The organism is Candidatus Accumulibacter similis (assembly GCA_013347225.1).
GTDB classification, from domain to species: Bacteria; Pseudomonadota; Gammaproteobacteria; order Burkholderiales; family Rhodocyclaceae; genus Accumulibacter; species Accumulibacter similis.
This window is the reverse complement of the sequence record CP054595.1, coordinates 1,997,145-2,018,414: the sequence shown is the minus strand read 5'-3', so window position 1 is coordinate 2,018,414 and position 21,270 is coordinate 1,997,145. Positions and strand designations below refer to the sequence as shown.

The window sequence follows — 21,270 nt, the reverse complement described above, 5'->3', positions numbered from 1 at the left end:
GCCCCGGCGCCTGAGGCCAGCTCCCCGATGGACGATACCAGCCACAACCACAGCCAGCTGCGAATTCGTGGTGCGCGCACGCACAACCTGAAGAACATCAGCCTCGACCTGCCGCGCAACCGCCTGATCGTCATCACCGGCCTGTCGGGATCCGGCAAGTCGTCACTCGCCTTCGACACCCTCTACGCCGAGGGGCAGCGGCGCTACGTCGAGTCGTTGTCGGCCTACGCCCGACAGTTCCTGCAGCGCATGGAAAAGCCCGACGTCGACCTCATCGAGGGGCTTTCACCGGCGATTTCGATCGAACAGAAGGCGACCAGCCACAATCCGCGCTCGACTGTCGGCACGGTCACCGAGATTCACGACTACCTGCGGCTGCTCTTCGCCCGCGCCGGCACGCCCTACTGCGCCGAGCACCAGTTGCCGCTCGACGCGCAGACAGTCTCGCAGATGGTCGACCATGTGCTGGCCCTGCCGGAAGGCAGCCGGCTGATGATCCTCGCGCCGGTGGTAGCCAACCGCAAGGGCGAGCAGGCCGAGCTCTTCGCCGAGTTGCGCGCGCAGGGCTTTGCCAGGCTGCGCGTGGACGGACAGATTCACGAGATCGACGCCCTCCCCCGGCTCACCCGGACGCACAAGCATTCGATCGATGTCGTGGTCGACCGGTTGAAGGTGCGCGAGGACATCCGCCAGCGCCTGGCCGAATCCTTCGAAACGGCGCTGCGCTGCGCCGATGGCCGCGCCATCGCCTGCGAGATGGACAACGGGCGCGAGCATTTCTTCTCGGCCCGGTTCGCCTGCCCGGTCTGCTCCTACTCGATCCAGGAACTCGAGCCGCGGATCTTCTCCTTCAACAGCCCGATGGGCGCCTGCCCGAAGTGCGACGGGCTCGGCGTCATCCAGTTCTTCGATCCGCAGCGCATCGTCGCCCGTCCCGATCTGTCGCTCGCTGCCGGCGCCATCCGCGGCTGGGACAAGCGCAACCCCTTCTACCACCAGATGCTCAGCTCGCTGGCCGAACACTACGGCTTCGAGCTCGACACCGCCTTCCGGGATCTGCCTGACCACCTGCGGCAGATCATCCTTTACGGCTCCGGCCGCGAAGCGCTGCCGTTCGGCTACCTCAACGAGCGCGGGCGAATGACCATCCGCCAGCACCCGTTCGAAGGCATCATCGTCAACCTCGAGCGGCGCTACAGGGAGACCGACTCGCTGGCGGTGCGCGAGGAACTGGCACGCCTGATCAGCAACCGCAGTTGCCCGGCCTGCCAGGGGAGTCGTCTGCGCGAAGAGGCGCGCAACGTGCGCATCGGCAGCAGCGACGGTGCGCGCACGCTGCACGAGATCAATCGCCAGCCCCTCGCGGCGGCGCGGGACTACTTCGTTTCGCTGCAGCTTCCCGGGAACAAGGCGCAGGTGGCGGAAAAGGTGCTCAAGGAGATCGTCAGCCGCCTGCAGTTCCTGATCAACGTCGGCCTCGACTACCTGTCACTGGACCGCTCTGCGGAGACCCTGTCCGGCGGCGAGGCACAGCGCATCCGTCTGGCTTCGCAGATCGGCTCCGGTCTGACGGGCGTCCTGTACGTCCTCGACGAACCGTCGATCGGTCTGCACCAGCGCGACAACGAGCGCCTGTTGCAGACGCTGCGGCAACTGCGCGACATCGGCAATACGGTGATCGTCGTCGAGCACGACGAGGAAGCCATCCGCAGCGCCGATCACGTCGTCGACCTCGGCCCGGGCGCCGGAATCCACGGCGGCTTCATCGTCGCCGAAGGACCGCCGGCAAAGATCGCCGGCAATCCAGCCTCGCTCACCGGCGACTATCTTGCCGGACGCCGCCGTATCGGCATGCATGCCGTGCGCCGGCAGCCGGATCCCGCGCGCATGCTGCGCATCACCGGCGCCCGCGGCAACAACCTCAGGAACATCACGGCCGCGATCCCGGTCGGCCTGCTCACCTGCATCACCGGCGTCTCCGGTTCCGGCAAGTCGACGCTGATAAACGACACGCTCTACCTGGCGGCAGCGAGGCAGATCTACGGCTCGACGACGGAACCCGCCGAGCACGACCTGATCGTCGGTCTGGACCATTTCGACAAGGTGATCAACGTCGACCAGAGTCCGATCGGTCGCACCCCGCGCTCCAATCCGGCAACCTACACCGGTCTCCTGACACCGATCCGCGAGCTGTTTGCCGGCGTCCCCGAGGCCCGTGCGCGCGGTTATGGGCCCGGCCGTTTCTCGTTCAACGTCAAGGGCGGACGCTGCGAAGCCTGTCAGGGTGACGGCGTCATCAAGGTCGAGATGCATTTTCTGCCAGACGTCTACGTCGTCTGCGACGTCTGCCGCGGCAAGCGCTACAATCGCGAGACGCTGGAGGTGCTGTACAAGGGCAGGAACATCCATGAAGTCCTGCAGATGACCGTCGAGATCGCGCGCGGGTTCTTCGACCCGGTTCCGGTCGTCGCGCGCAAGCTGCAGACGCTGGTCGATGTCGGTCTGAGCTACATCACCCTCGGCCAGTCGGCAACCACCCTCTCCGGCGGCGAGGCGCAGCGGGTCAAGCTGGCCCTCGAACTGTCCAAGCGCGATACCGGCCGTACCCTCTACATTCTCGACGAACCCACCACCGGCCTGCACTTCCACGACATCGAACTGCTGCTCGGCGTACTCCATCGGCTCGCCGACCACGGCAATACGGTGGTGGTGATCGAGCACAACCTCGATGTGATCAAGACGGCCGACTGGCTGATCGACCTGGGCCCGGAAGGTGGCGCCGGTGGCGGCCAGATCATCGGCACGGGAACGCCGGAACAGCTTGCGGACGTCGCCGTCAGTCACAGCGGACGTTTTCTGCGCACCCTGCTGGCCCGACACCACGCTGGCAGGCAGGACGGACCGGCAACGGCAGCCGCGTGCGTGCGCTAGCGACGGGCTGTGGCAAGAGTGGTTTACCTTGTCGGAACCCCCGCCCGGCAGGCAGTCGGCAGGACGCTGCCGGCAAGGAAGGACCCGCCTGCAGCGGGCAAAAAAACTTGCTTGCGGGAGGCAATTCCATGCCAGAATTACCGCCTTTGATTTTCTGCCAGGATCGCCTGGCGCAGTCATGGTAGATGATAGCAGGCCTGCCCGAGAAGGACCCTTCCAACCACCAGAGGAGCCAATATGAACAAATCTGAAATGATCGATGCCATCGCCGCCCGCAGCGAGCTCTCCAAGGCCGCATCGGCGAAAGCCCTCGACGCCGTCCTCGAGACGATCATCGAGGCCGTTGCCCACGGGGATACGGTGACGCTGGTCGGTTTCGGCTCCTTCAAGGCAAGCGAACGCGCTGCCCGCGAAGGCAAGAACCCGAAATCCGGTGCGAAGATCACCATCCCGCAGACGACCGTCCCGAAGTTCGCTGCCGGCGCAGGTTTCAAGGCACGCGTCGCCAACCGCGGCGAGTGAGCGATCCGGCTGCCTGAACCACCACCTCTGCAGTACTGCGCGAGCCCTGCCCCGCGCGGGCCCGTAGCCCAGTCGTTGCCCCTCGATTGATTCCCTTGCTTCCGGAGTACTTCATGCGCATCCGTCACGCCATCGCTACCGCGGCATTGGTTCTGTTCCCACTCGCCGTCGCCGCACAACAACAGCCACCCAGCCAGGCGCCCAGCCAGCCATCGCCCAGGCCATGACCGCCGTCGGTCCCGGCAAGTTCGCTGGCGTCCTGGAGGCCAAGGTCACCCTCACCGTCGAGGCAATCGACAAGGTTGGGCGTACGATCGTCCTGAAGGACGACAAGGGCGAACAATCGAAGTTCGTGGTCGGCGACCAGGCGAAGAACTTCGACCAGATCAAGGTCGGCGACCTGGTCGTGATCAGCTACACGCAGGAACTGCTGATGACGCTCGTGAAGGGTGGTGGCCAACTGCGTGAGCGCATCGACAGCGGACAACAGGGCACGGCCGCGCCGGGCCAGATGCCGGGTGCCTTCGAGTCGAAGGAAGTGGCTTTCGTCGCCGACGTCCAGCAGGTCGACCGCAGGAAGGGCACCGTCACGCTGCGCGGAGCGCTGCGGACCGTCACGCTGAAGATCAAGGATCCACAGCAACTGAAGCTGATCAACAAGGGCGACCAGGTCGAGGGCGTGTTCTCGGAGGCCATGGCGATCGCCGTCGTCCCCGCCGGCGCCAAGGCGCGGAAATAGCAGCGGCAACCGGTGCGCGTGCGGCGGCGGCGTTGACGCTTCCCGGCACGACGCATAGAATGCGCGGCTTATTGGGGGCATAGCTCAGCTGGGAGAGCGTCTGGTTCGCAATCAGAAGGTCGGCGGTTCGATCCCGCCTGTCTCCACCAAGAAATCGATCACTTGGGCCAGCCGGTTTGGGCTGGCCTTTGTTTTGTCAGCCTTGTGCAGGCGCCAAGCGGGTCTTTTCATGGCGCCTACCTGCGGTGACTGAGCGCCGTCCCATGACAAGACGGTTCCAGTTCCTGGTGACGACAAACCACATCTCGATCCGGCCAACGCCCCGCAACTTCTCGACATCGACGCTCTGCAGCACGCGCACACGCTGGCAGTCGAGGAAACCATCGATCTGGTCCAGTCACCACCAGTTGCCCGGCAACACGCAGCACCCCCGGAGAAACGGATGGCGCAGGGTCGGTTCCCGGCTCCCGGCTTGCAGCCCACCGCCGAGCATCGCCCGTAACGCCTGGCACAGCGCTGCGGCCTTGCTCATCGGTCAGCTCTGGCGCGTCCCTCCCCCACCCCGAGCAGATCGCGCGTCACCGCCTCGGCGACGCGGATGCCGTCGATGGCTGCCGAGAGGATGCCGCCGGCGTAGCCGGCACCTTCGCCGGCCGGGTAGAGTCCGCGCAGATTGACGCTCTGGCAGTCGTCGCCGCGGGTGATGCGCAGCGGCGACGAGGTGCGTGTCTCGACCCCGGTGAGAACGGCGTCGGGCATCGCGAAGCCCCGGATCTGGCGATCGAATGCCGGCAGCGCCTCGCGGATCGCGGCGATCGCGTACTCGGGCAGCGCGCTGCCGAGGTCGGTCAGGCGGACACCCGGCTGATACGATGGGATCACCCCGCCGAGCCGGGTCGATGGCCGGCCGGCGAGGAAGTCGCCGACGAGCTGTGCCGGCGCTTCGTAGCTGCCGCCGCCGAGTTCGAAGGCGCGCGCCTCGAGCTGCCGCTGCAGTTCGATGCCGGCTAGGGGCCCGCCGGGATAGTCGGCGGGTGTGATGCCGACGACGATGCCGGAGTTGGCGTTCCGCTCGTTGCGCGAGTACTGGCTCATGCCGTTGGTGACGACCCGCCCGGCCTCGGAAGTCGCCGCGACGACGGTGCCGCCGGGACACATGCAGAAGCTGTATACCGAACGGCCGTTGCGGCAGTGGTGGACGAGCTTGTAGTCGGCGGCCCCGAGCAGCGGGTGGCCGGCGTGCGGCCCAAGGCGCGCGCGGTCGATCAGCGACTGCGGGTGCTCGATGCGAAAGCCGATCGAGAACGGCTTCGCCTCCAGCCGCACGCCAGCGGCGTGCAGCATGGCGAAGGTGTCGCGGGCGCTGTGCCCGAGCGCGAGGATGACGTGCGCGGCGCGCACTTCACCACCGTCGGCGGTCGTCACGCCGCGCAGGCGCCCGTCGTCGATCTGCAGGCCACTGACCCGCTGCCGGAAACGCACCTCGCCGCCGAGGCTCTCGATCTCGCGCCGGATGCGTTCGACCATGCCGACGAGGCGGAAGGTGCCGATGTGCGGCTTGTTGACGTAGAGGATCTCCGCCGGTGCGCCGGCCTTGACGAACTCCTCGAGCACCTTGCGTCCATAGTGCCGCGGGTCGCGGATCTGGCTGTAGAGCTTGCCGTCGGAGAAGGTGCCGGCGCCGCCCTCGCCGAACTGGACGTTCGACTCGGGGTCGAGCCGCCTGCCGCGCCACAGCCCCCAGGTGTCCTGCGTGCGCTCGCGCACCGCCTTGCCGCGTTCGAGGACGATCGGGCGGAAGCCGGCCTGCGCCAGAATCAACGCGGCGAAGATCCCGGCCGGGCCGAAGCCGACGACCAGCGGCCGTTCGCCGGGCACAGCGGGGGCGCGACCGACGAAGCGATAGCGCATGTCGGGCGTCGGCTGCAGGTGGCGGTCACCGGCGAGGCGGGCAAGCACCGCCGCCTCGTCCGCCAGCTCGACATCGACGCTGTAGATGAAGGCGGGCGCGCTGTTGCGGCGCGCGTCGTGGCTGCGCCGGAAGATGCTCAGCGAGCGGATTTCGGCCGGCTCGACGCCGAGGCGGGCGGCGACCGCCGCCGGCAGAGCGGCAGCATCATGCTCGATCGGCAGGCGGATTTCGCTGACTCGCAACATCGAGATGGGCGCTGGTCGTGGTGAGCCTGAACGCCGCCGCTCAGGACTGCTGCCCGTAGCCGGCGAACTTCGCCAGCACGCGCGCCATCTCCGCGCTGTCGAGCAGTACCGGCGGCGCCAGCTGGCAGGCGCGCCAGTACTGCTCGCAGAGCGCCTCGAGTTCGACGCCGAGCGCCAGCGCCTGCGGCAGGTCGCGTCCGAATACGAGCATGCCGTGATTTGCCAGCAGGCAGCCGCAGCGCCCGTCGATCGCCCGCAGCACGGCCGCCGACAGCTCCTGCGTGCCAAAGGTCGCATAGTCGCTGCAGCGCAGGCTGTCGCCGCCGAAGCGCGCGATCATGTAGTGGAAGGCCGGGATGTCGCGGCGCAGGCAGGCGAGGCTGGTGGCGAAGGGCGAATGCGCGTGCAGGATGGCGCCGGCGTCGGCGCGGCGGGCGTAGAGGTCGCGGTGGAAGCGCCACTCGGACGACGGCTGGCGGCAACCGCTGGCGACGCCGTCGGGGCGGACGTGCACGATGTCGCCGGCCTGCAGCGCGTCGTAGGCCATGCCGCTCGGCGTGATCAGGAAGCCTCCTGGCTCACCGGCCGCAGGCGCGCGCACGCTGAGGTTGCCGGCGGTGCCGCGGTTGAGACCGAGATCGCCCATGCGCCGCGCGCAGTCGATCAACCGCTGCCGCAGTTCAACCATCCGCTGCCTCCGGATGGAGCGACTGCAGGCGATCGGCGGTGCAGCAGCCGCGTTCGCTGACGATGTGGTCGACGAGGCTCGCCGGCGTGATGTCGAACGCCGGGTTGGCGACAGCGGCAGTGGCCGGCAGTTGCCGCAGCTCGCCGGCGACGCCGGCGGAGTCGCAGCCGTGCAGCAGCCGCAATTCGTCGCCGGCGCGCTCTTCGATCGGGATCGCCGCGCCGTTGGCACACGCGAAGTCGATCGTCGACCGCGGCGCGGCGACGATGAACGGCACGCCGGCGGCGCGCGCCGCCAGCGCCTTGAGGCAGGTGCCGATCTTGTTGGCGACGTCGCCGTTGGCGGCGATGCGGTCGGCGCCGACGAGCACGGCGTCGATGCCGCCGCGCGCGAGCAGCAGCCCGGCCGCGTTGTCGGCGACGACGGTGTGCGGCACGCCGTGCTGCCGCAGTTCCCAGGCGGTGAGCAGGCCCTGGTTGCGCGGGCGGGTCTCGGAAACCCAGACGTGGATGTCGATGCCGGCGTCGAAGGCGGCGTAGACCGGCGCCAGCGCCGTGCCATGATCGACCGTCGCCAGCCAGCCCGCGTTGCAATGGGTCATGATCTCGAGTCGCCCCTCGCCACGCCGACCGGCGAGCAGGAGTTGCAGGCCGTGAATGCCGATCCGCCGGCACTGGTCGACGTCCTCGTCGGCGATCGTCGCCGCCTCGGCCCAGGCGGCGTCGATACGCGTGGCAGGTGGCAGCGGCAACAGGCGGGACTGCATCCGCGCCAGCGCCCAGTGCAGGTTGACCGCCGTTGGCCGCGTCGCCGCCAACAGCCGCGCCGCCGCCAGCAGCGTGTCGTCGTCGGCACGGGAAGCGAGGGCGAGGGCCAGTCCATGGGCGGCAGTGACGCCGATCAGCGGCGCGCCGCGCACCTGCATGCTGCGGATCGCCTGCGCTGCGTCTTCGACGCTGTGCAGACGGCGGACGCTGAAGGCGTGCGGCAACGCCGTCTGGTCGATGATGTCGACGGCACGCACGCCGTCGACCGGCCAGATCGTTCGCCACGGGGTGCCATTGACTCGCATGGGCCGGCATTCTAGCAGCCGCCGACCCGGCTGCCGAACGGCAACCGCCGCCCACCCCCGGCAGGCGGCCGGTCCGGCGCCGGAGAAATGGCGCGACGATTGCCGGTGACCACCCACCGCCACCGCTGCAATGCCCTTAGAATGGTCGTCTGCAGGCAGGGTTCAGCAAGGCTCGGCCGGGCAGCGGCGCCGGGCAGCCGGCGGCTCCCTGGCTGACCAACAGGGAAGCCGTCGGCCCACCAGCCTCCGCACCGGGCCGCGGCGCTGCGCCGCAACGGCGCCCCAACCCTCGCTGCAGCATTCTGCAACCAGTGCATCACAGCCGTGAGGACTGCAATCATGAACCGACCCAATCGCGACGAGCATCTGTTCAGCCCCGGACCGAAACGAATCCTGGCCCTCGACGGCGGAGGAATCCGCGGCGTCCTCACCGTCCAGGTCCTGAAACGCATCGAAAGCCTGTTGCGTGCCCGTGCCGGCGGTGACGCGGCGTTCCGCCTCTGCGACTACTTCGACCTCATCGGCGGCACGTCCACCGGCGCCATCCTCGCCGCCGGCCTGGCGACCGGGATGTCGGCCGACGAACTCGAGAGCCTCTACCATGAGCTGGGCGACGCGATCTTCGAACCCGACGTGCTGCGCTGGGGACTGCTGCGCGCCAAGTTTTCGAAAGCGCCGCTCGAGAAGGCGCTCAAGCGCCAGTTCGGCGACATCACGCTCGGCGACCCGACGCGCATCCGCACCGGTCTGGCAATCATGCTCAAGCGCTTCGATACCGGCAGCCCGTGGGTGGTGCACAACAACCCGCGCGGCCGCTACTTCAGTCCGCGCCCGGGTGGCAAGGCGCTCGCCAACAGCGAGTTCCGGCTCTGGCAGATCGTCCGCGCGAGCACCGCGGCGCCGCACTACTTCGATCCCGAGAAGCTGATCGTTGGCCGCGATGCGGCCGGCAAGGAGCAGGCCGGGGTCTTTGTCGACGGCGGCGTCAGCCCACACAACAACCCCTCGCTGCAGTTGCTGATGCTCGCCTGGCTGCGCGGCTATGCGCTGCAATGGCCGGCCGGCGCCGACAGGCTGTTGCTCGTCTCCTGCGGCACCGGCATCAACGAGACGGCCCTCGATCCCGGCCGGACGGCGCCGGCAGCAGCCGACGCGATCATCGGGCTGGCATCGCTGATGGACGACGCGCTGGCACTCAACGAGCAGATGCTGCAGTGGATGTCGGTCAGCCCGACGGCCCGGGTGATCGATCGCGAGGTCGGCGATCTGGCAACCGATCATCCGGCCGGCGGGCCGCCCCTGCTCACCTACCTGCGCTACAACGCCCACCTCGACGGCGACTGGTTGCGCGCCAACGTGCGGCCGGACTACAGCGATGCCGAAGCCGCGGCGCTGCGCGAGATGGACAAGCCGAAGAACATGCCGAGGCTGGTCGAGATCGGCCAGGCGGTCGCACGCAAGGTCGAGGAGAACCATTTCCCGCCGGTCTTCGACATCCGCTAGGCAGCACGGCGACGCCGCTGGCAGGCTGCTCCGGCGAGCCCCGGTGCCGTGCCATGAGCATGCTGCCGGAACGATGGCGGCGAAGGTGACAAGTCACTTACAATGCGGGGCTGCAAGGCATGGCAGGGACGGGCCGGCGGCAGACGACAGGCAGACTGCGCGCGCCGCCGCTGGCGGCTCTGCCCTTGCTGCTGACGAGCACCCGTCGGGGAGAGACGCCGGCACGCCCGGACGCCCACGCAGTGGGCGCGGCGGCGATCGGCGCCAGAGCGGTTTCATCAACAAGAAAGGAGCAGAGATGTCTTATTCGGCCTTCGTGCAGGCCCGCGATTTCCTCCAGGCCCACCGTACCGATTACGAAACGGCGTATCGTGACTTCAAGTGGCCGGTCCTGGACGACTTCAACTGGGCACTCGATTACTTCGATGTGATGGCCGCCGGCAATGACAAGCCGGCACTGTGGGTAGTGAACGAGGATGGTTCGGAGCAGAAGATGTCCTTTGCCGAGATGTCGCGGCGCTCGAACCAGGTCGCCAACTGGCTGCGGCAGCAGGGCGTCCGCCGCGGCGACCGCATCCTGATGATGCTCGGCAACGAGGTGCCGTTGTGGGACACGATGCTGGCATCGATCAAGCTCGGTGCCGTGTTGTCTCCGGCAACCACCCTGCTGGCGCCGGATGATCTGCGCGACCGCATCGACCGCGGCCAGATCCGGCACGTGATCATCGGCCACACGCACGCCGACAAGTTCAACGGTCTGCCCGGCGACTACACGCGGGTCACCGTCGGCGGTGCGGTCGCCGGCTGGCAGCAACTCGAGCAGGCCTACAGCGGGGCGGGCGACTTCCTGCCCGACGGCCCGACCAAGGCGACCGACCCGCAGCTCCTCTACTTCACCTCCGGCACGACGTCGAAGCCGAAGCTCGTCCTGCACAGCCAGCAGAGCTACCCGGTCGCGCACCTGTCGACGATGTACTGGCTCGGGCTGCAGCCGGGCGACGTGCATTGGAACATCAGCTCGGCCGGCTGGGCGAAGCACGCCTGGAGCTGCTTCTTCGCACCGTGGAACGCCGGCGCGACGATCTTCATCTACAACTACGCCCGCTTTGCCGCCGCGGCGATCCTCGAGACGCTCGTCCGCTGTTCGGTGACGACGCTCTGCGCGCCGCCGACCGTCTGGCGGATGCTGATCCAGGAAGACCTGAAGAAGTACCCGGTCAAGGTTCGCGAACTGATCGGTGCGGGCGAGCCGCTCAACCCGGAAGTCATCGACCAGGTCCGCGAAGCCTGGGGAATCACGCTGCGCGACGGTTTCGGCCAGACCGAAACGACGGCGCAGGTCGGCAATTCGCCCGGCCAGGTCGTCAAGCTCGGCTCGATGGGCCGGCCGATGCCCGGATATCAGGTGCGCCTGGTCGACATCGACGGGCATGTCGCCGAAGAGGGCGAGATCTGCCTCGATCTCTCACAGCGCCCGGTCGGACTGATGATCGCCTACGACGATGATCCGGAGAAGACCGCCGAAGTGATGCGCGACGGTTTCTATCACACCGGCGACACGGCAGCGGTCGATGCCGACGGCTACATCACCTATGTCGGCCGCGCCGATGACGTCTTCAAGGCGTCCGACTACCGCATCAGCCCCTTCGAACTCGAGAGCGTCCTGATCGAGCACGACGCGGTTGCCGAAGCGGCCGTCGTTCCGAGCCCCGACCCGCTGCGGCTGGCGGTGCCGAAGGCATTCCTGACGCTGCGCGCCGGCCATGAGCCGAGCCGCGAACTGGCGCGCGACATCTTCGTGTTCCTGCGCAGCCGCCTGTCGCCGTACAAGCGGGTACGGCGGCTCGAGTTCGGCGAGCTGCCGAAGACGATCTCCGGCAAGATACGCCGCGTCGAACTGCGCAAGGGCGAACAGGAGCGTGGCGCCGCTGCCCGTGGTCCGCTGGAGTTCTACGAGGAGGACTTCGAGTTCTAGCGGACGCGCACGGAGCCCCGGCAGCGGGGCGCCGGCTGCCACCGATGCCGCCTGCGGGCGGCATGCTGTTTGCTGGGCCACCCTTTCTTCCGTCACCGTCGATGACCCTCTACGCGCTGAAACCGCGCTTCCAGGCGCTGCTGCGACCGGTCGCGCGGCGCCTGCATGCGGGCGGCGTCACCGCCAACCAGGTGACCATCGGCACCGCCGCCGCATCGCTGCTGCTCGGCGTCGGGCTGGCGCTGGCGGCGGCCGCTGGCGAGTCGATCTGGTTCCTGCTGTTGCCCGGCTGGCTGCTGGCACGCATGGCGTTGAACGCGATCGACGGTCTGCTCGCGCGCGAATTCGGCCAGGCCTCAAGGCTCGGTGCGTGCCTCAACGAACTCGCCGACCTGCTCGCCGATGCCGCGTTGTATCTGCCGTTCGCGCTGCTGCCCGCGACCGGCAGCGCGCTGGCGGTGCTCGTCGTCGTGCTGGCGAACGTTGCCGAACTGGCTGCCGTGGTCGCCACCGCTGACGGCAGCGGGCGGCGCAACGACGGGCCGATGGGCAAGAGCGATCGCGCGCTGGTTTTCGGGGCACTCGGCCTGCTGCTCGGCTGCGGCATCCCGCCCGGTCCGTGGCTTGCCGGGGTGCTGGCGACGATCGCCGTCCTGCTGCTGCCGACGATCGGCAACCGGGTCCGGCGCGGCATCGCCGGCGAAGACCGGGGCGGACAGCCATGACGGCGGACAACGGAGGACACTGAGATGCGCCGGGCGCAGGAAAGACAATTCACGACACACGATGGCAGCAGCCTCTTCTATCGCCATTGGCCGCCGCTGCAGGCCGGCGGCGAGGCGCGCGCGCTGCTCCTCCTGCATCGCGGCCACGAACATTCGGGACGACTGCAGCATGTGGTCGACGAACTCGGCCTCGATGGCTTCGCGATGTTCGCCTGGGACGCCCGCGGCCACGGGCGCTCGCCCGGTGTACGTGGCGACAGTCCGGGCTTTGCCGCCCTGGTCCGGGATCTCGAGGCCTTCGTCACGCACGTCGGCGACGCCTACGGCATCGCTCCGCAGGATATCGCACTGATCGGCCAGAGCGTCGGCGCAGTCATCGCCGCCACCTGGGTGCACGATTACGCGCCGCGCTTGCGCTGCCTGGTCCTGACGGCACCGGCCTTCCAGGTCCGCCTCTACGTCCCCCTGGCGCGTCCGGGACTGGCGCTGATGCGGCGGCTGTTCGGCAACTTCTTCATCACCTCGTACGTCAAGGCGCGCTTCCTCACCCATGATCCGGAGCGGGTCGCCTCCTATGACACGGACCCGCTGATCACCCGCAGCATCTCGGCCCGCGTCCTCCTCGAACTCGCCGATGCCGCTGACCGGGTGGTCGCCGATGCGCAGGCGATCCGCGTGCCGTTGCAGTTGCTGATCTCGGGCAATGACTGGGTCGTTCATCGCCAGCCGCAGGAGCGCTTCTTTGAACGCCTCGGATCGCCAGTCCGGGAGTGCCACCTGCTGCCGGGATTCCTGCACGACACCCTGGGCGAGCGCGAGCGCAAGCCGGCGCTCGACGCCATCCGCGCCTTCATCGAACGGATGTTCTCCGCGCCCCCGGCTGCCGACTCGCTGCTGCAGGCCGATCGCAGCGGCCACACGCGCGACGAGGAACTGCGCCTCGGACAGCCGCTGCGGCGTCTCTCGCCGCGCCGCTGGAGCTTTGCCGCCACCCGCCTCGCGATGCGCACGCTCGGCCGGCTCGGCGAAGGGATTGCCATCGGCCTCCGGAGCGGCTTCGACTCCGGCAGCAGCCTCGATCACGTCTACCGCAACCAGGCGCGTGGCCGCCTGCTGCTCGGCAGGCTGATCGATCGCGGCTATCTCGGCTCGATCGGCTGGCGCGGCGTGCGTGTCCGCCGCGAACACCTGCTGGCGGCGATCGCCAGCGCCGCCGAACGGCTGCGTGTCGCCGGCCAGCCGCTGCGCGTCTTCGACCCCGCCGCCGGGCATGGGCGCTATCTGGTCGAGGCGCTGCAGGCGTTGCCCGAGCGCCCGCAGTCGCTGCTGCTGCGCGACCTCGACCCGGCCAACGTTGCGCAGGCGCAGGTGCTGCTCGACGCCGCCGGGCTTGCCGACATCGCCCGCTGCGAGACCGGCAACGCCTTCGCCGAGGCCGAACTCGCGGCGCTCAGCCCGCGCCCCAACCTGGTGACCGTTTCCGGCCTCTATGAGCTGTTTTCCGACAACGAGGTGGTCGCTGCCTCGCTGCGCGGGCTGGCGAAGGCCAGCGAACGCGGCGGCTACCTCATCTACACCGGCCAGCCATGGCATCCACAGCTCGAGCTGATCGCACGCACCTTGACCAGCCACCGCGGACACCAGCCGTGGATCATGCGCCGGCGAACGCAGGCGGAGATCGACGAACTGGTGCGGATCGCCGGCTTCAGCAAGCTGGCGCAGTGGATCGACGACTGGGGAATGTTCAGCGTCTCGCTGGCCCGGCGCGATTGAACTCCGCGCAGGCGTCGCCCTTGCGTGCCGACGCTGCCGGCGCCGCCGGGCGCCGTCCGTGGCGACGGGCGATCGCCTGGCTCCTGCTGCTCGGGCCGTTTTTCTTCGCCAGCTACGGCTTCGCCACCTGGGTCAGCGGCCAGCGCGGCGATGTCGGCTTCATCCGTTTCGACTGGGAGCGACACATCCCGCTGCTGCCCTGGACGATCGTCCCCTACTGGCTGATCGACCTGCTCTACGGCCTCTCGCTGCTGCTCTGCCGGACGCGCCGCGAACTCGACACGCACGCCTGCCGCCTGCTGGCGACGCAGGTGATCGCGATCGGCTGCTTTCTCGTCTTCCCGCTGCGCGTGACCTTCGACCGCGGAGCCGTCGACGGTGCCTTCGGCTGGCTGTTCGATCTGCTGACGAGCTTCGACCAGCCGTACAACCAGGCGCCGTCGCTGCACATCGCCCTGCTCGTCGTCCTCCTGGCGCCGTATCTGCGGGTCGTCCCGCGGCGGTGGCATGGCGCCGTCCATGGCATCGCGCTGCTCATCGGAGTCTCGGTGCTGACCACCTGGCAGCATCACTTCTTCGATATCCCGACCGGGCTCTGGCTCGGCTGCCTCGCCATCTGGCTGTTTCCGGACGCGGGTGGCTCGCCGCTCCGACATCTGCGACCCAGCCGCGATCGGCGGCGACGCCGGCTGTCGCTGGCCTACGCCGCCGCGGTGCTCGCCCTCGGCAGCGTCGCCGCGCTGGCCGGCGGCGGCTGGCTCTGGCTGCTCTGGCCGGCGGCGTCGCTGGCGATGGTGGCAGCGATCTACCTGCTGCTCGATGGCCGGGCCTTCGGCAAGCGCGACGACGGCTCGATGCCCGTCGCCGTGCGCTGCCTGCTCGGCCCCTACCTGGTCGGCGCCTGGCTCAACCGCTGCTGGTGGACGCGCCGGCTCGCCGTGGCCGATGTCGTTGTCCCCGGAGTCCTGCTCGGTCGGTTGCCCAGTGCTGCGGATCTGCGCGTCCTGCCGGTGACGACGGTCGTCGATGTGTGCGCCGAGCTGCCCTGCAGCAGCCCCGGCGTGGCGCACGCCAGCGTGCCGATGCTCGACCTGGTGACGCCCGACGACGACCAGATCGACGACGCGCTGACACACCTGCAGCGCGCGCTCGCCAGCGGTCCGGTCCTCGTCTGCTGCGCGCTCGGCCTGGCACGCAGCGCGCTCGTCGTCGCTGCCTGGCTGTTGCGCAGCGGCCAGGCCGCCAACGCCGGCGAAGCCGTCGCCCTGGTGCAACGCGCGCGACCGGCGATAGTCCTCGGCGCCCCGGAAATCGCTGCCCTCGCCGACTGGCAGCGGCGGCAGCCGCCGGCAGCCATGGCGGGCGATTGACGCAACGCGGCAAGCGCACATGGACTGGCCCGACGCCCACCTGCTGCCGCAGCTGCCTGACGCCGCCTGGCGAATGACTGGCGGCATCGTCGGCGTCCTGCTGCTGGCCACGCTGGTTGCCCGCCTGCTCCGGCTGCGGCTGGCCCGCCGGCAGCCACATGCGCTGCTCGACAATCTCAACCGGCGCATCGACGGCTGGTGGCTGATCGCCATCGCCGTCGGCCTGGCGCTGCTCGCCGGACGGCCGGGCGTCATCCTGCTGTTTGCCCTCGCCTCCCTGGTCGCGTTGCGCGAGTTCCTCGCCGGCGAAACCGGTGCCGCGCTGCCGCGAGGGCTGCGCTGGCTGAGCCTCGGCATCGTCGTGCCGCTGCAGTATCTGCTGCTCTTCGGTGCTCCCGGCCCGCTGTGGGGCAGCCTGATCCCGCTCTGCGTCCTGCTCGTCCTGCCGCTCTGCGAACGGCTGCGCCGCGCCACCGGCAAGCCGCCGGCAGGCATCGGGCCGCTGCAGGCCGGCCTGCTGTTCTGCGTCTACGGCATCTCGCACGTTCCGGCACTGCTGACGCTGCCCGGCGGCGCCGAGGGCGGGGAACGCAATGCGTGGCTGCTCGTCTTCCTGCTGCTCGTCGTGCAGGTCGGCGACGTCCTGCAGTACCTCTGGGGCAAGCTGCTCGGACGGCATCCGATCGCTCCCCGCCTGTCGCCGGCGAAGACCGTCGAGGGCACCGTCGGCGGCCTCCTCAGCGCCTGCGCGCTCGGCGCCTGGCTGGCGCCGCTGACACCGTTCACCCCGGCCGGCGCGGCACTCGCCTCGCTGCTGCTCGGCGTCCTCGGTTTCGTCGGCGGATTGCTGCTCTCGGTGCAGAAGCGGCAGCGCGGCATCAAGGACTGGGGGACGCTGATTCCCGGTCACGGCGGCATGCTCGACCGGCTCGACTCGCTCTGCCTGTCGGCACCGGCCTTCTACTACCTGCTGCGCTGCGGTTGGAGCCCCTGAACGGGGAGCCGCGCTAGCGCCGTCGCCGACGACCGAGCAGCCAGCCGAGCAGCAGACCGCCGACGCCGGCGCCCGCCCCGACATACCAGATCGCCCGCTCCGCCTCGGCGAGCAGCGAGTTGGTGAACACGTTTGCCGACAGGTGCAGCGAAACCACCTGCCAACGGTCACCCACCTTCGCCGAGGTCGAAGTCCAGTTGGAGTCGAGCGAGAACGGTCCACGGGCGACGGGAAAGAACTGGTCCACCATCGTCCCGTCGGCCACCGCCACCTCGCCGTTGCCGAAGAAGCGCGCCGGGTTGCCGAGCCTGGCGGTCGTCAGGTAGCGGTCGAGAATCCGCTTCTCGCCCTTGACCATCTTGTGGTAGTAGGCGCGCACCTCGTCATGGCCGCGCGACACCTCGCCGTTGAGCCAGGTGACCGTCACCTGCGGGTGCATCTGGGCGACCATCCGTTCGACATCCTGCGCGTTGATCGCCGCCTCCATCTCGCGGAACAGCTTGATCAGCGCCTGCCGGTCGGCGGCATGCGGGTCGCCGTCGGCTGCGACGGCGACCGGTGCGAAGATGAGGAGGAAGAGGCTGAACAGTATCCGGAGCAATGGCTGCATGGCACGTCCTGTCGATGACTGAGGATCTGGCGAGGAATCAATGATAAGCCCGCAGCGGGCCTGATCGCCAGCAGGAGGCGGCCGGACCGCCTTCGCCTCCTGTCTGCTGCGCCACCTGAGTCGTCCGGGAGCCGATCGCTGGCGTCGGTCAACTGGGCCACGGCAGTTCGAGGAGCTGCTCGTCGGGAAGGAACACCGCGACCGGCGACGCGGCCAGCACGGCAATGATCTCCAGTGGCTCTGCGCCGACGGCCTCAATCCGGTGCGGGGCGTCGCGCGGCACGGTGATCGTCTGCCCGGCGACGAACTGGTGTACCGCTCCGGCAATGAGCAGTTCGCCGCTACCGGACAGGCAGAGGACGATCTCGTCGCAGTCGTGCCGGTGCGGCGGCGTGGCACACCCGGGCGCAATGCTCTGCCGCCAGAGACTGAGCTGCGTCAGGCCCTGCGCGCGGCCGGCCCAGGTGCTGTGGGCGATGCCGGGAATCGGGGTGGCGGTTGGTGGGGTCTGCGGGTGAACATGCATGAGTCTTCTCCTGATCGATGGACGAGAACCTTGGTTCATTCGACACCTTGCGGCCCGCGGCGCGAGCGTGCGACGAAGCATGCGCGCAAATGCATCGGAACGGAATCATCCGGAATGCCGTAACATTGGAGACAAAACATCCTCAATTCACGGGTTCCCGCCATGCACGGTCTGCAGCAGCTGATCGCCTTCGCCGAAACGGTCAAGCACGGCAGCTTCGCCGCTGCCGCGCGCAAGCTGGGAACCGCTCCGTCGACCCTGGCCAAGGCCGTTGTCCGACTCGAGGACTCACTGGGCGTCAAGCTCTTTCATCGGACGACCCGACAGGTGCGCCCGACTGCCGACGGCGAGCGCCTGTTCGAGCGCTGCCGGCGCGTCCTCGAAGAGGTCGAGGCACTGCAGTCCGAAGCCGCCGGCACGCGCACGGCACCCGCTGGACTGCTGCGCGTCGATCTGCCGATCGTTTACGGCCGTCGTGTGCTGCTGCCCGTGCTTGCGCGGCTGCTCGAGCGTTACCCGGCACTGCAGCTCGACCTGCGATTGCACGACAGCTACACCGATCTGATCCGGGACGGCATTGACCTGGCGGTGCGTGTCGGCGCGCTCAGCGACTCACGACTGGTTGCTCGGCGTTTCAGCGAACAGGCGCTGCTCCTTTGCGCCAGCCCGGGCTACCTGCGCGAGCACGGCGTCCCGCGGACGATCGACGATCTCGCACGACACCAGGCGGTCGTGCACCGGCTGCCGACGAGTGGTCGCTTGCGCAGCTGGGTTTTCGCCAGCGGCGGCACACGCCGCGAACTCGACCCGCGATCGCGGGTGCAGGTCAACGACGGGGAAGGCACTGTCCACGGCGCCTGCCTCGGCCTCGGCCTCGTGCAGGTACCCGACTACATGGTCGCCGACGAGATCGCCAGTGGCCGTCTCGTCGAGGTGCTGTCCTCGTGCCGGGCACCGGCGGAGCCGATCAGCGTCGTCTACCCGTCGGGCCGGCTCGTGCCGCCGCGCGTCCGGGTAGTGATCGACGCGCTGCTGACACTCGGAGACACCGCCGCGAGCCTGTCCCCGGCACCCGGGCAGTGAGCGGGCGGGCAGGCAGGGCAACGCCTGGCCGGCGGGACGTCGCGCCGGCCCGCTGCCGCCGCCCCCCAACGTGGTAGTTGGCCGCTGCGCCCGCGGCGGCCGTCCGGCACGATCCGCGACAATGTGTCGCATTCCGTGCCCCACCCGCTTCTGCCAGAATCCGGCGCCGATGGACGTCCATCGGGAGGAGTGGGGAAATGAAGTTCCGGATCAGTCGTATGGCCTCGTTGATCGCTGCTTTCGGAGCCAGCGGCATGCTGCCCGCAGCCGCCGCCGACGGGGCGGGCGCTGCCGCCGGCGCCGAGCGGCCGGCACAGCTCGCACCGGTGGTCGTCGAGGAGAGCCGCCCCCAGCCGCTGCCGGTCGCGAGCCGCGTCGACGAAGAAGCGATGCGCGCCCTGCGCCCGGCGACCAGCGACACCGCGAGCCTGCTGCGCGATGTCCCTGGCGTCCAGTTGCAGGGCGCCGGCGGGGTGTCGAGCCTGCCGGTGATCCGCGGCCTCGCCGACGACCGCAACCGCATCCTCGTCGACGGAATGGACCTGATCGCCTCGTGTCCGAACCACATGAACCCGCCGCTCTCGTATCTCGACCCGAACGGCGTCAGCAAGCTGCGCGTCATTCCCGGCGTCACGCCGGTCAGCCTCGGCGGCGACAGCATCGGCGGTACGATCATCGCCGAATCGCTGGCACCACGTTTCGCGGCAGCAGGCCAGAGCCCGCTGCTCGGCGGCGAGGTCGGAGGGTTCTACCGCAGCAACGGCAATGCCTGGGGTGGGAACCTGTCGGCCGTCGTCGCCAACGAGAACCTCAGCGCCAACTTCAGTGCCACGACCGCGAAGGCGGACAACTACACCGCCGGTGGCAACTTCAGGAACTTCACCGCGACCGGCAATCCGGGACGCACGCTGGCGCGTGACGAGGTCGGCTCGACGGCCTACGAGACGCACAACTACCAGTTCGGGCTCGCCTACCGGCAGAGCGACCACCTCGTGGAGTTCAAGTATGCGTACCAGGACATTCCGGAGCAGTTGTTCCCGAACCAGCGGATGGACATGCTGGGCAACACTCAGAACCGCTTCAACCTGCACTATCGCGGGCAGTTCGACTGGGGTCAACTCGACGCCCGTGCTTACTACGAGACGGTCGACCATCTGATGGATTTCGGTCCCGACAAGCGCTTCTACTACGGCATGGCTTCACCAACGGGCCTGCCATGCTCGCCGATCAGCGCAACCTGCGCTGCCGGCATGCCGATGAAGACCGACAGCAACACCAGCGGTGTCACCCTGCGTGCCGACATCAATCTTGGCGCCAACGACCTGCTGCGTACCGGCGGCCTCTACCAGCACTACCGCCTCGACGATTACTGGCCGGCGTCCGGAAGCGCGATGTGGCCGCTGACCTTCGACAACATCAACGATGGTACGCGCGACCGCTTCGGCATCTTCGGTGAATGGGAATCGCGACTCGACGCGCAGTGGACGACCCTGGTCGGCGTCCGCTACGAGCGCGTCACGACGGATGCCGGTTCGGTGCAGGGCTACAACCCGAACATCAACTTCACGACCATGATGATGGGCATGATGCCGATGCGGATATACAGCAACCAGCAGGCCGATGCCGCTGCGTTCAACGCGCAGGATCGCAAGCGGAGCGACAACAACTGGGATCTCACCGCCCTCGCCCGCTACGTGCTCGACGCCCAGACCGACCTCGAAGTCGGTGTCGCGCGCAAGACGCGCTCGCCGAACCTGTACGAGCGCTACACCTGGTCGACCTGGTCGATGGCGGCGGTGATGAACAACTTCGCCGGCGACGGCAACGGCTACTACGGCGACATCGACCTCGATCCGGAGGTCGCGTACACGGTCTCGGCATCGGTCGACTGGCATGCGAGCGACCGCAGCTGGCAACTGCGGGCGACGCCGTACTACACGCGGGTCAAGGACTACATCGACGCGATCCGCTGCAACAACAACACCACCTGTCAGCCGCCGAACGCGACGACGACCAACCAGTTCGTCGTCCTGCAGTACGCGAACCAGTCGGCCGAGCTCTACGGCATCGACCTCTCCGGCGAGTTGCCGCTGGCCAGCTCGAGCTACGGCAACTTCGGGCTGAACGGAGTCGTCTCCTACACCTACGGCAAGAACCGCGACACCGGCGACGGCCTGTACAACATCATGCCGTTCAACGCCCGACTGACGCTTACTCACCGTCTTGGCGGCTGGGACAACGCGCTCGAGTTCGTCGGTGCGACGTCGAAGGACCACCTGTCCGACGTGCGCAACGAGATCGGCACACCAGGCTACGGCCTGCTCAACCTGCGCGCCAGCTACTCGTGGAAGCAGGCACGTCTCGACTTCGGCATCGACAACGTCTTCGACAAGCTCTACTACCTGCCGCTCGGCGGCGCCTACACCGGCCAGGGAACGACGATGATGATCAACGCGATACCCTGGGGCATCGCGGTTCCCGGAATGGGCCGTTCGGTCTATACCGGCGTCAGCTTCAAGCTGTAGGTGGCGGCGCGTCGCCGCATCGACCATCGCCCGTGATGGCGGTGTCCGCGACTGGCTGGCGGCCGGGTTCACCCGCT

The 21,270-nt window shown here is 68.6% G+C and carries 16 protein-coding genes and 1 tRNA gene; 12 read left to right on the top strand and 5 right to left on the bottom strand.

The features are described from left to right. Positions 1-27: 27 nt before the first annotated feature. The 4 genes from uvrA to HT579_09345 all read left to right on the top strand — a co-directional run bounded on the left by uvrA (position 28) and on the right by HT579_09345 (position 4,341). Entirely contained in the window at positions 28-2,931 is a 2,904-nt protein-coding gene (gene uvrA, locus HT579_09360) for an excinuclease ABC subunit UvrA (GenBank protein QKS31586.1), read from the top strand. A gap of 237 nt (positions 2,932-3,168) precedes the next feature. After that, complete coding sequence (locus HT579_09355) at positions 3,169-3,453, top strand: HU family DNA-binding protein (GenBank protein QKS29097.1); 285 nt, start codon at positions 3,169-3,171, stop codon at positions 3,451-3,453. A gap of 223 nt (positions 3,454-3,676) precedes the next feature. Continuing rightward, the gene (locus HT579_09350) at positions 3,677-4,192 is read left to right on the top strand and encodes a hypothetical protein (GenBank protein QKS29096.1); all 516 of its coding nucleotides are present in this window, start codon (positions 3,677-3,679) and stop codon (positions 4,190-4,192) included. 73 nt (positions 4,193-4,265) lie between these two features. Further along, a tRNA-Ala gene (locus HT579_09345) sits at positions 4,266-4,341 on the top strand. Between the two features lie 379 nt (positions 4,342-4,720). Here the strand turns inward: HT579_09345 and HT579_09340 are convergent. Genes HT579_09340 through mtnA form a run of 3 tightly spaced genes read right to left on the bottom strand, consistent with a single transcriptional unit; the run spans position 4,721 to position 8,109 of the window. After that, positions 4,721-6,349 carry an NAD(P)/FAD-dependent oxidoreductase gene (locus tag HT579_09340; GenBank protein ID QKS29095.1) on the bottom strand — a complete coding sequence of 543 codons (1,629 nt, stop codon included), beginning with the start codon at positions 6,347-6,349 and terminating at the stop codon, positions 4,721-4,723. Positions 6,350-6,389: 40 nt separating this feature from the next. Further along, entirely contained in the window at positions 6,390-7,037 is a 648-nt protein-coding gene (locus HT579_09335) for a class II aldolase/adducin family protein (GenBank protein QKS29094.1), read from the bottom strand. After that, positions 7,030-8,109 carry an S-methyl-5-thioribose-1-phosphate isomerase gene (gene mtnA / locus HT579_09330; GenBank protein ID QKS29093.1) on the bottom strand — a complete coding sequence of 360 codons (1,080 nt, stop codon included), beginning with the start codon at positions 8,107-8,109 and terminating at the stop codon, positions 7,030-7,032. The genes HT579_09335 and mtnA overlap by 8 nt, the downstream gene beginning before the upstream one ends. A gap of 339 nt (positions 8,110-8,448) precedes the next feature. Here mtnA and HT579_09325 point away from each other — a divergent pair, with 339 nt between their 5' ends. The 6 genes from HT579_09325 to HT579_09300 all read left to right on the top strand — a co-directional run bounded on the left by HT579_09325 (position 8,449) and on the right by HT579_09300 (position 16,449). Further along, the gene (locus HT579_09325; GenBank protein ID QKS29092.1) at positions 8,449-9,612 is read left to right on the top strand and encodes a patatin-like phospholipase family protein; all 1,164 of its coding nucleotides are present in this window, start codon (positions 8,449-8,451) and stop codon (positions 9,610-9,612) included. Between the two features lie 298 nt (positions 9,613-9,910). Then, positions 9,911-11,587, top strand: a complete 1,677-nt coding sequence (locus tag HT579_09320; GenBank protein QKS29091.1) for an AMP-binding protein — start codon at positions 9,911-9,913, stop codon at positions 11,585-11,587. A gap of 101 nt (positions 11,588-11,688) precedes the next feature. Next, complete coding sequence (locus tag HT579_09315; GenBank protein ID QKS31585.1) at positions 11,689-12,312, top strand: CDP-alcohol phosphatidyltransferase family protein; 624 nt, start codon at positions 11,689-11,691, stop codon at positions 12,310-12,312. Positions 12,313-12,336: 24 nt separating this feature from the next. Beyond that, the gene (locus HT579_09310) at positions 12,337-14,085 is read left to right on the top strand and encodes an alpha/beta fold hydrolase (GenBank protein ID QKS29090.1); all 1,749 of its coding nucleotides are present in this window, start codon (positions 12,337-12,339) and stop codon (positions 14,083-14,085) included. Beyond that, a complete protein-coding gene (locus HT579_09305; GenBank protein ID QKS29089.1) occupies positions 14,082-15,455 on the top strand; it encodes a phosphatase PAP2/dual specificity phosphatase family protein in 1,374 nt (457 codons plus the stop codon). The genes HT579_09310 and HT579_09305 overlap by 4 nt, the downstream gene beginning before the upstream one ends. Positions 15,456-15,474: 19 nt before the next feature. Beyond that, positions 15,475-16,449, top strand: coding sequence for a phosphatidate cytidylyltransferase (locus HT579_09300; protein QKS29088.1), 975 nt, complete (start codon positions 15,475-15,477; stop codon positions 16,447-16,449). 13 nt (positions 16,450-16,462) lie between these two features. On the opposite strand, the gene HT579_09295 is transcribed toward HT579_09300, so the two are convergent. After that, complete coding sequence (locus HT579_09295; protein QKS29087.1) at positions 16,463-17,059, bottom strand: nuclear transport factor 2 family protein; 597 nt, start codon at positions 17,057-17,059, stop codon at positions 16,463-16,465. A gap of 148 nt (positions 17,060-17,207) precedes the next feature. After that, positions 17,208-17,585: a cupin domain-containing protein gene (locus HT579_09290; protein QKS29086.1), complete on the bottom strand. Its 378-nt coding sequence runs from the start codon at positions 17,583-17,585 to the stop codon at positions 17,208-17,210. A gap of 162 nt (positions 17,586-17,747) precedes the next feature. On the opposite strand from HT579_09290, the gene HT579_09285 reads away from it, so the two are divergent. Together HT579_09285 and HT579_09280 are read left to right on the top strand one after the other, a co-directional pair. Next, positions 17,748-18,668 (top strand): LysR family transcriptional regulator, encoded by a 921-nt coding sequence (locus tag HT579_09285; GenBank protein QKS29085.1) that lies wholly within the window; start codon positions 17,748-17,750, stop codon positions 18,666-18,668. Between the two features lie 197 nt (positions 18,669-18,865). After that, entirely contained in the window at positions 18,866-21,193 is a 2,328-nt protein-coding gene (locus HT579_09280) for a TonB-dependent receptor (GenBank protein ID QKS29084.1), read from the top strand. Positions 21,194-21,270 lie beyond the last annotated feature (77 nt).

Bases quoted from the DNA above. Each gene is read 5' to 3' on its own strand.
- uvrA (QKS31586.1), top strand. From the start codon at position 28: ATGGACGATACCAGCCACAACCACAGCCAGCTGCGAATTCGTGGTGCG.
- HT579_09355 (QKS29097.1), top strand. From the start codon at position 3,169: ATGAACAAATCTGAAATGATCGATGCCATCGCCGCCCGCAGCGAGCTC.
- HT579_09350 (QKS29096.1), top strand. From the start codon at position 3,677: ATGACCGCCGTCGGTCCCGGCAAGTTCGCTGGCGTCCTGGAGGCCAAG.
- HT579_09340 (QKS29095.1), bottom strand. From the start codon at position 6,349: ATGTTGCGAGTCAGCGAAATCCGCCTGCCGATCGAGCATGATGCTGCC.
- HT579_09335 (QKS29094.1), bottom strand. From the start codon at position 7,037: ATGGTTGAACTGCGGCAGCGGTTGATCGACTGCGCGCGGCGCATGGGC.
- mtnA (QKS29093.1), bottom strand. From the start codon at position 8,109: ATGCGAGTCAATGGCACCCCGTGGCGAACGATCTGGCCGGTCGACGGC.
- HT579_09325 (QKS29092.1), top strand. From the start codon at position 8,449: ATGAACCGACCCAATCGCGACGAGCATCTGTTCAGCCCCGGACCGAAA.
- HT579_09320 (QKS29091.1), top strand. From the start codon at position 9,911: ATGTCTTATTCGGCCTTCGTGCAGGCCCGCGATTTCCTCCAGGCCCAC.
- HT579_09315 (QKS31585.1), top strand. From the start codon at position 11,689: ATGACCCTCTACGCGCTGAAACCGCGCTTCCAGGCGCTGCTGCGACCG.
- HT579_09310 (QKS29090.1), top strand. From the start codon at position 12,337: ATGCGCCGGGCGCAGGAAAGACAATTCACGACACACGATGGCAGCAGC.
- HT579_09300 (QKS29088.1), top strand. From the start codon at position 15,475: ATGGACTGGCCCGACGCCCACCTGCTGCCGCAGCTGCCTGACGCCGCC.
- HT579_09295 (QKS29087.1), bottom strand. From the start codon at position 17,059: ATGCAGCCATTGCTCCGGATACTGTTCAGCCTCTTCCTCCTCATCTTC.
- HT579_09290 (QKS29086.1), bottom strand. From the start codon at position 17,585: ATGCATGTTCACCCGCAGACCCCACCAACCGCCACCCCGATTCCCGGC.
- HT579_09285 (QKS29085.1), top strand. From the start codon at position 17,748: ATGCACGGTCTGCAGCAGCTGATCGCCTTCGCCGAAACGGTCAAGCAC.
- HT579_09280 (QKS29084.1), top strand. From the start codon at position 18,866: ATGAAGTTCCGGATCAGTCGTATGGCCTCGTTGATCGCTGCTTTCGGA.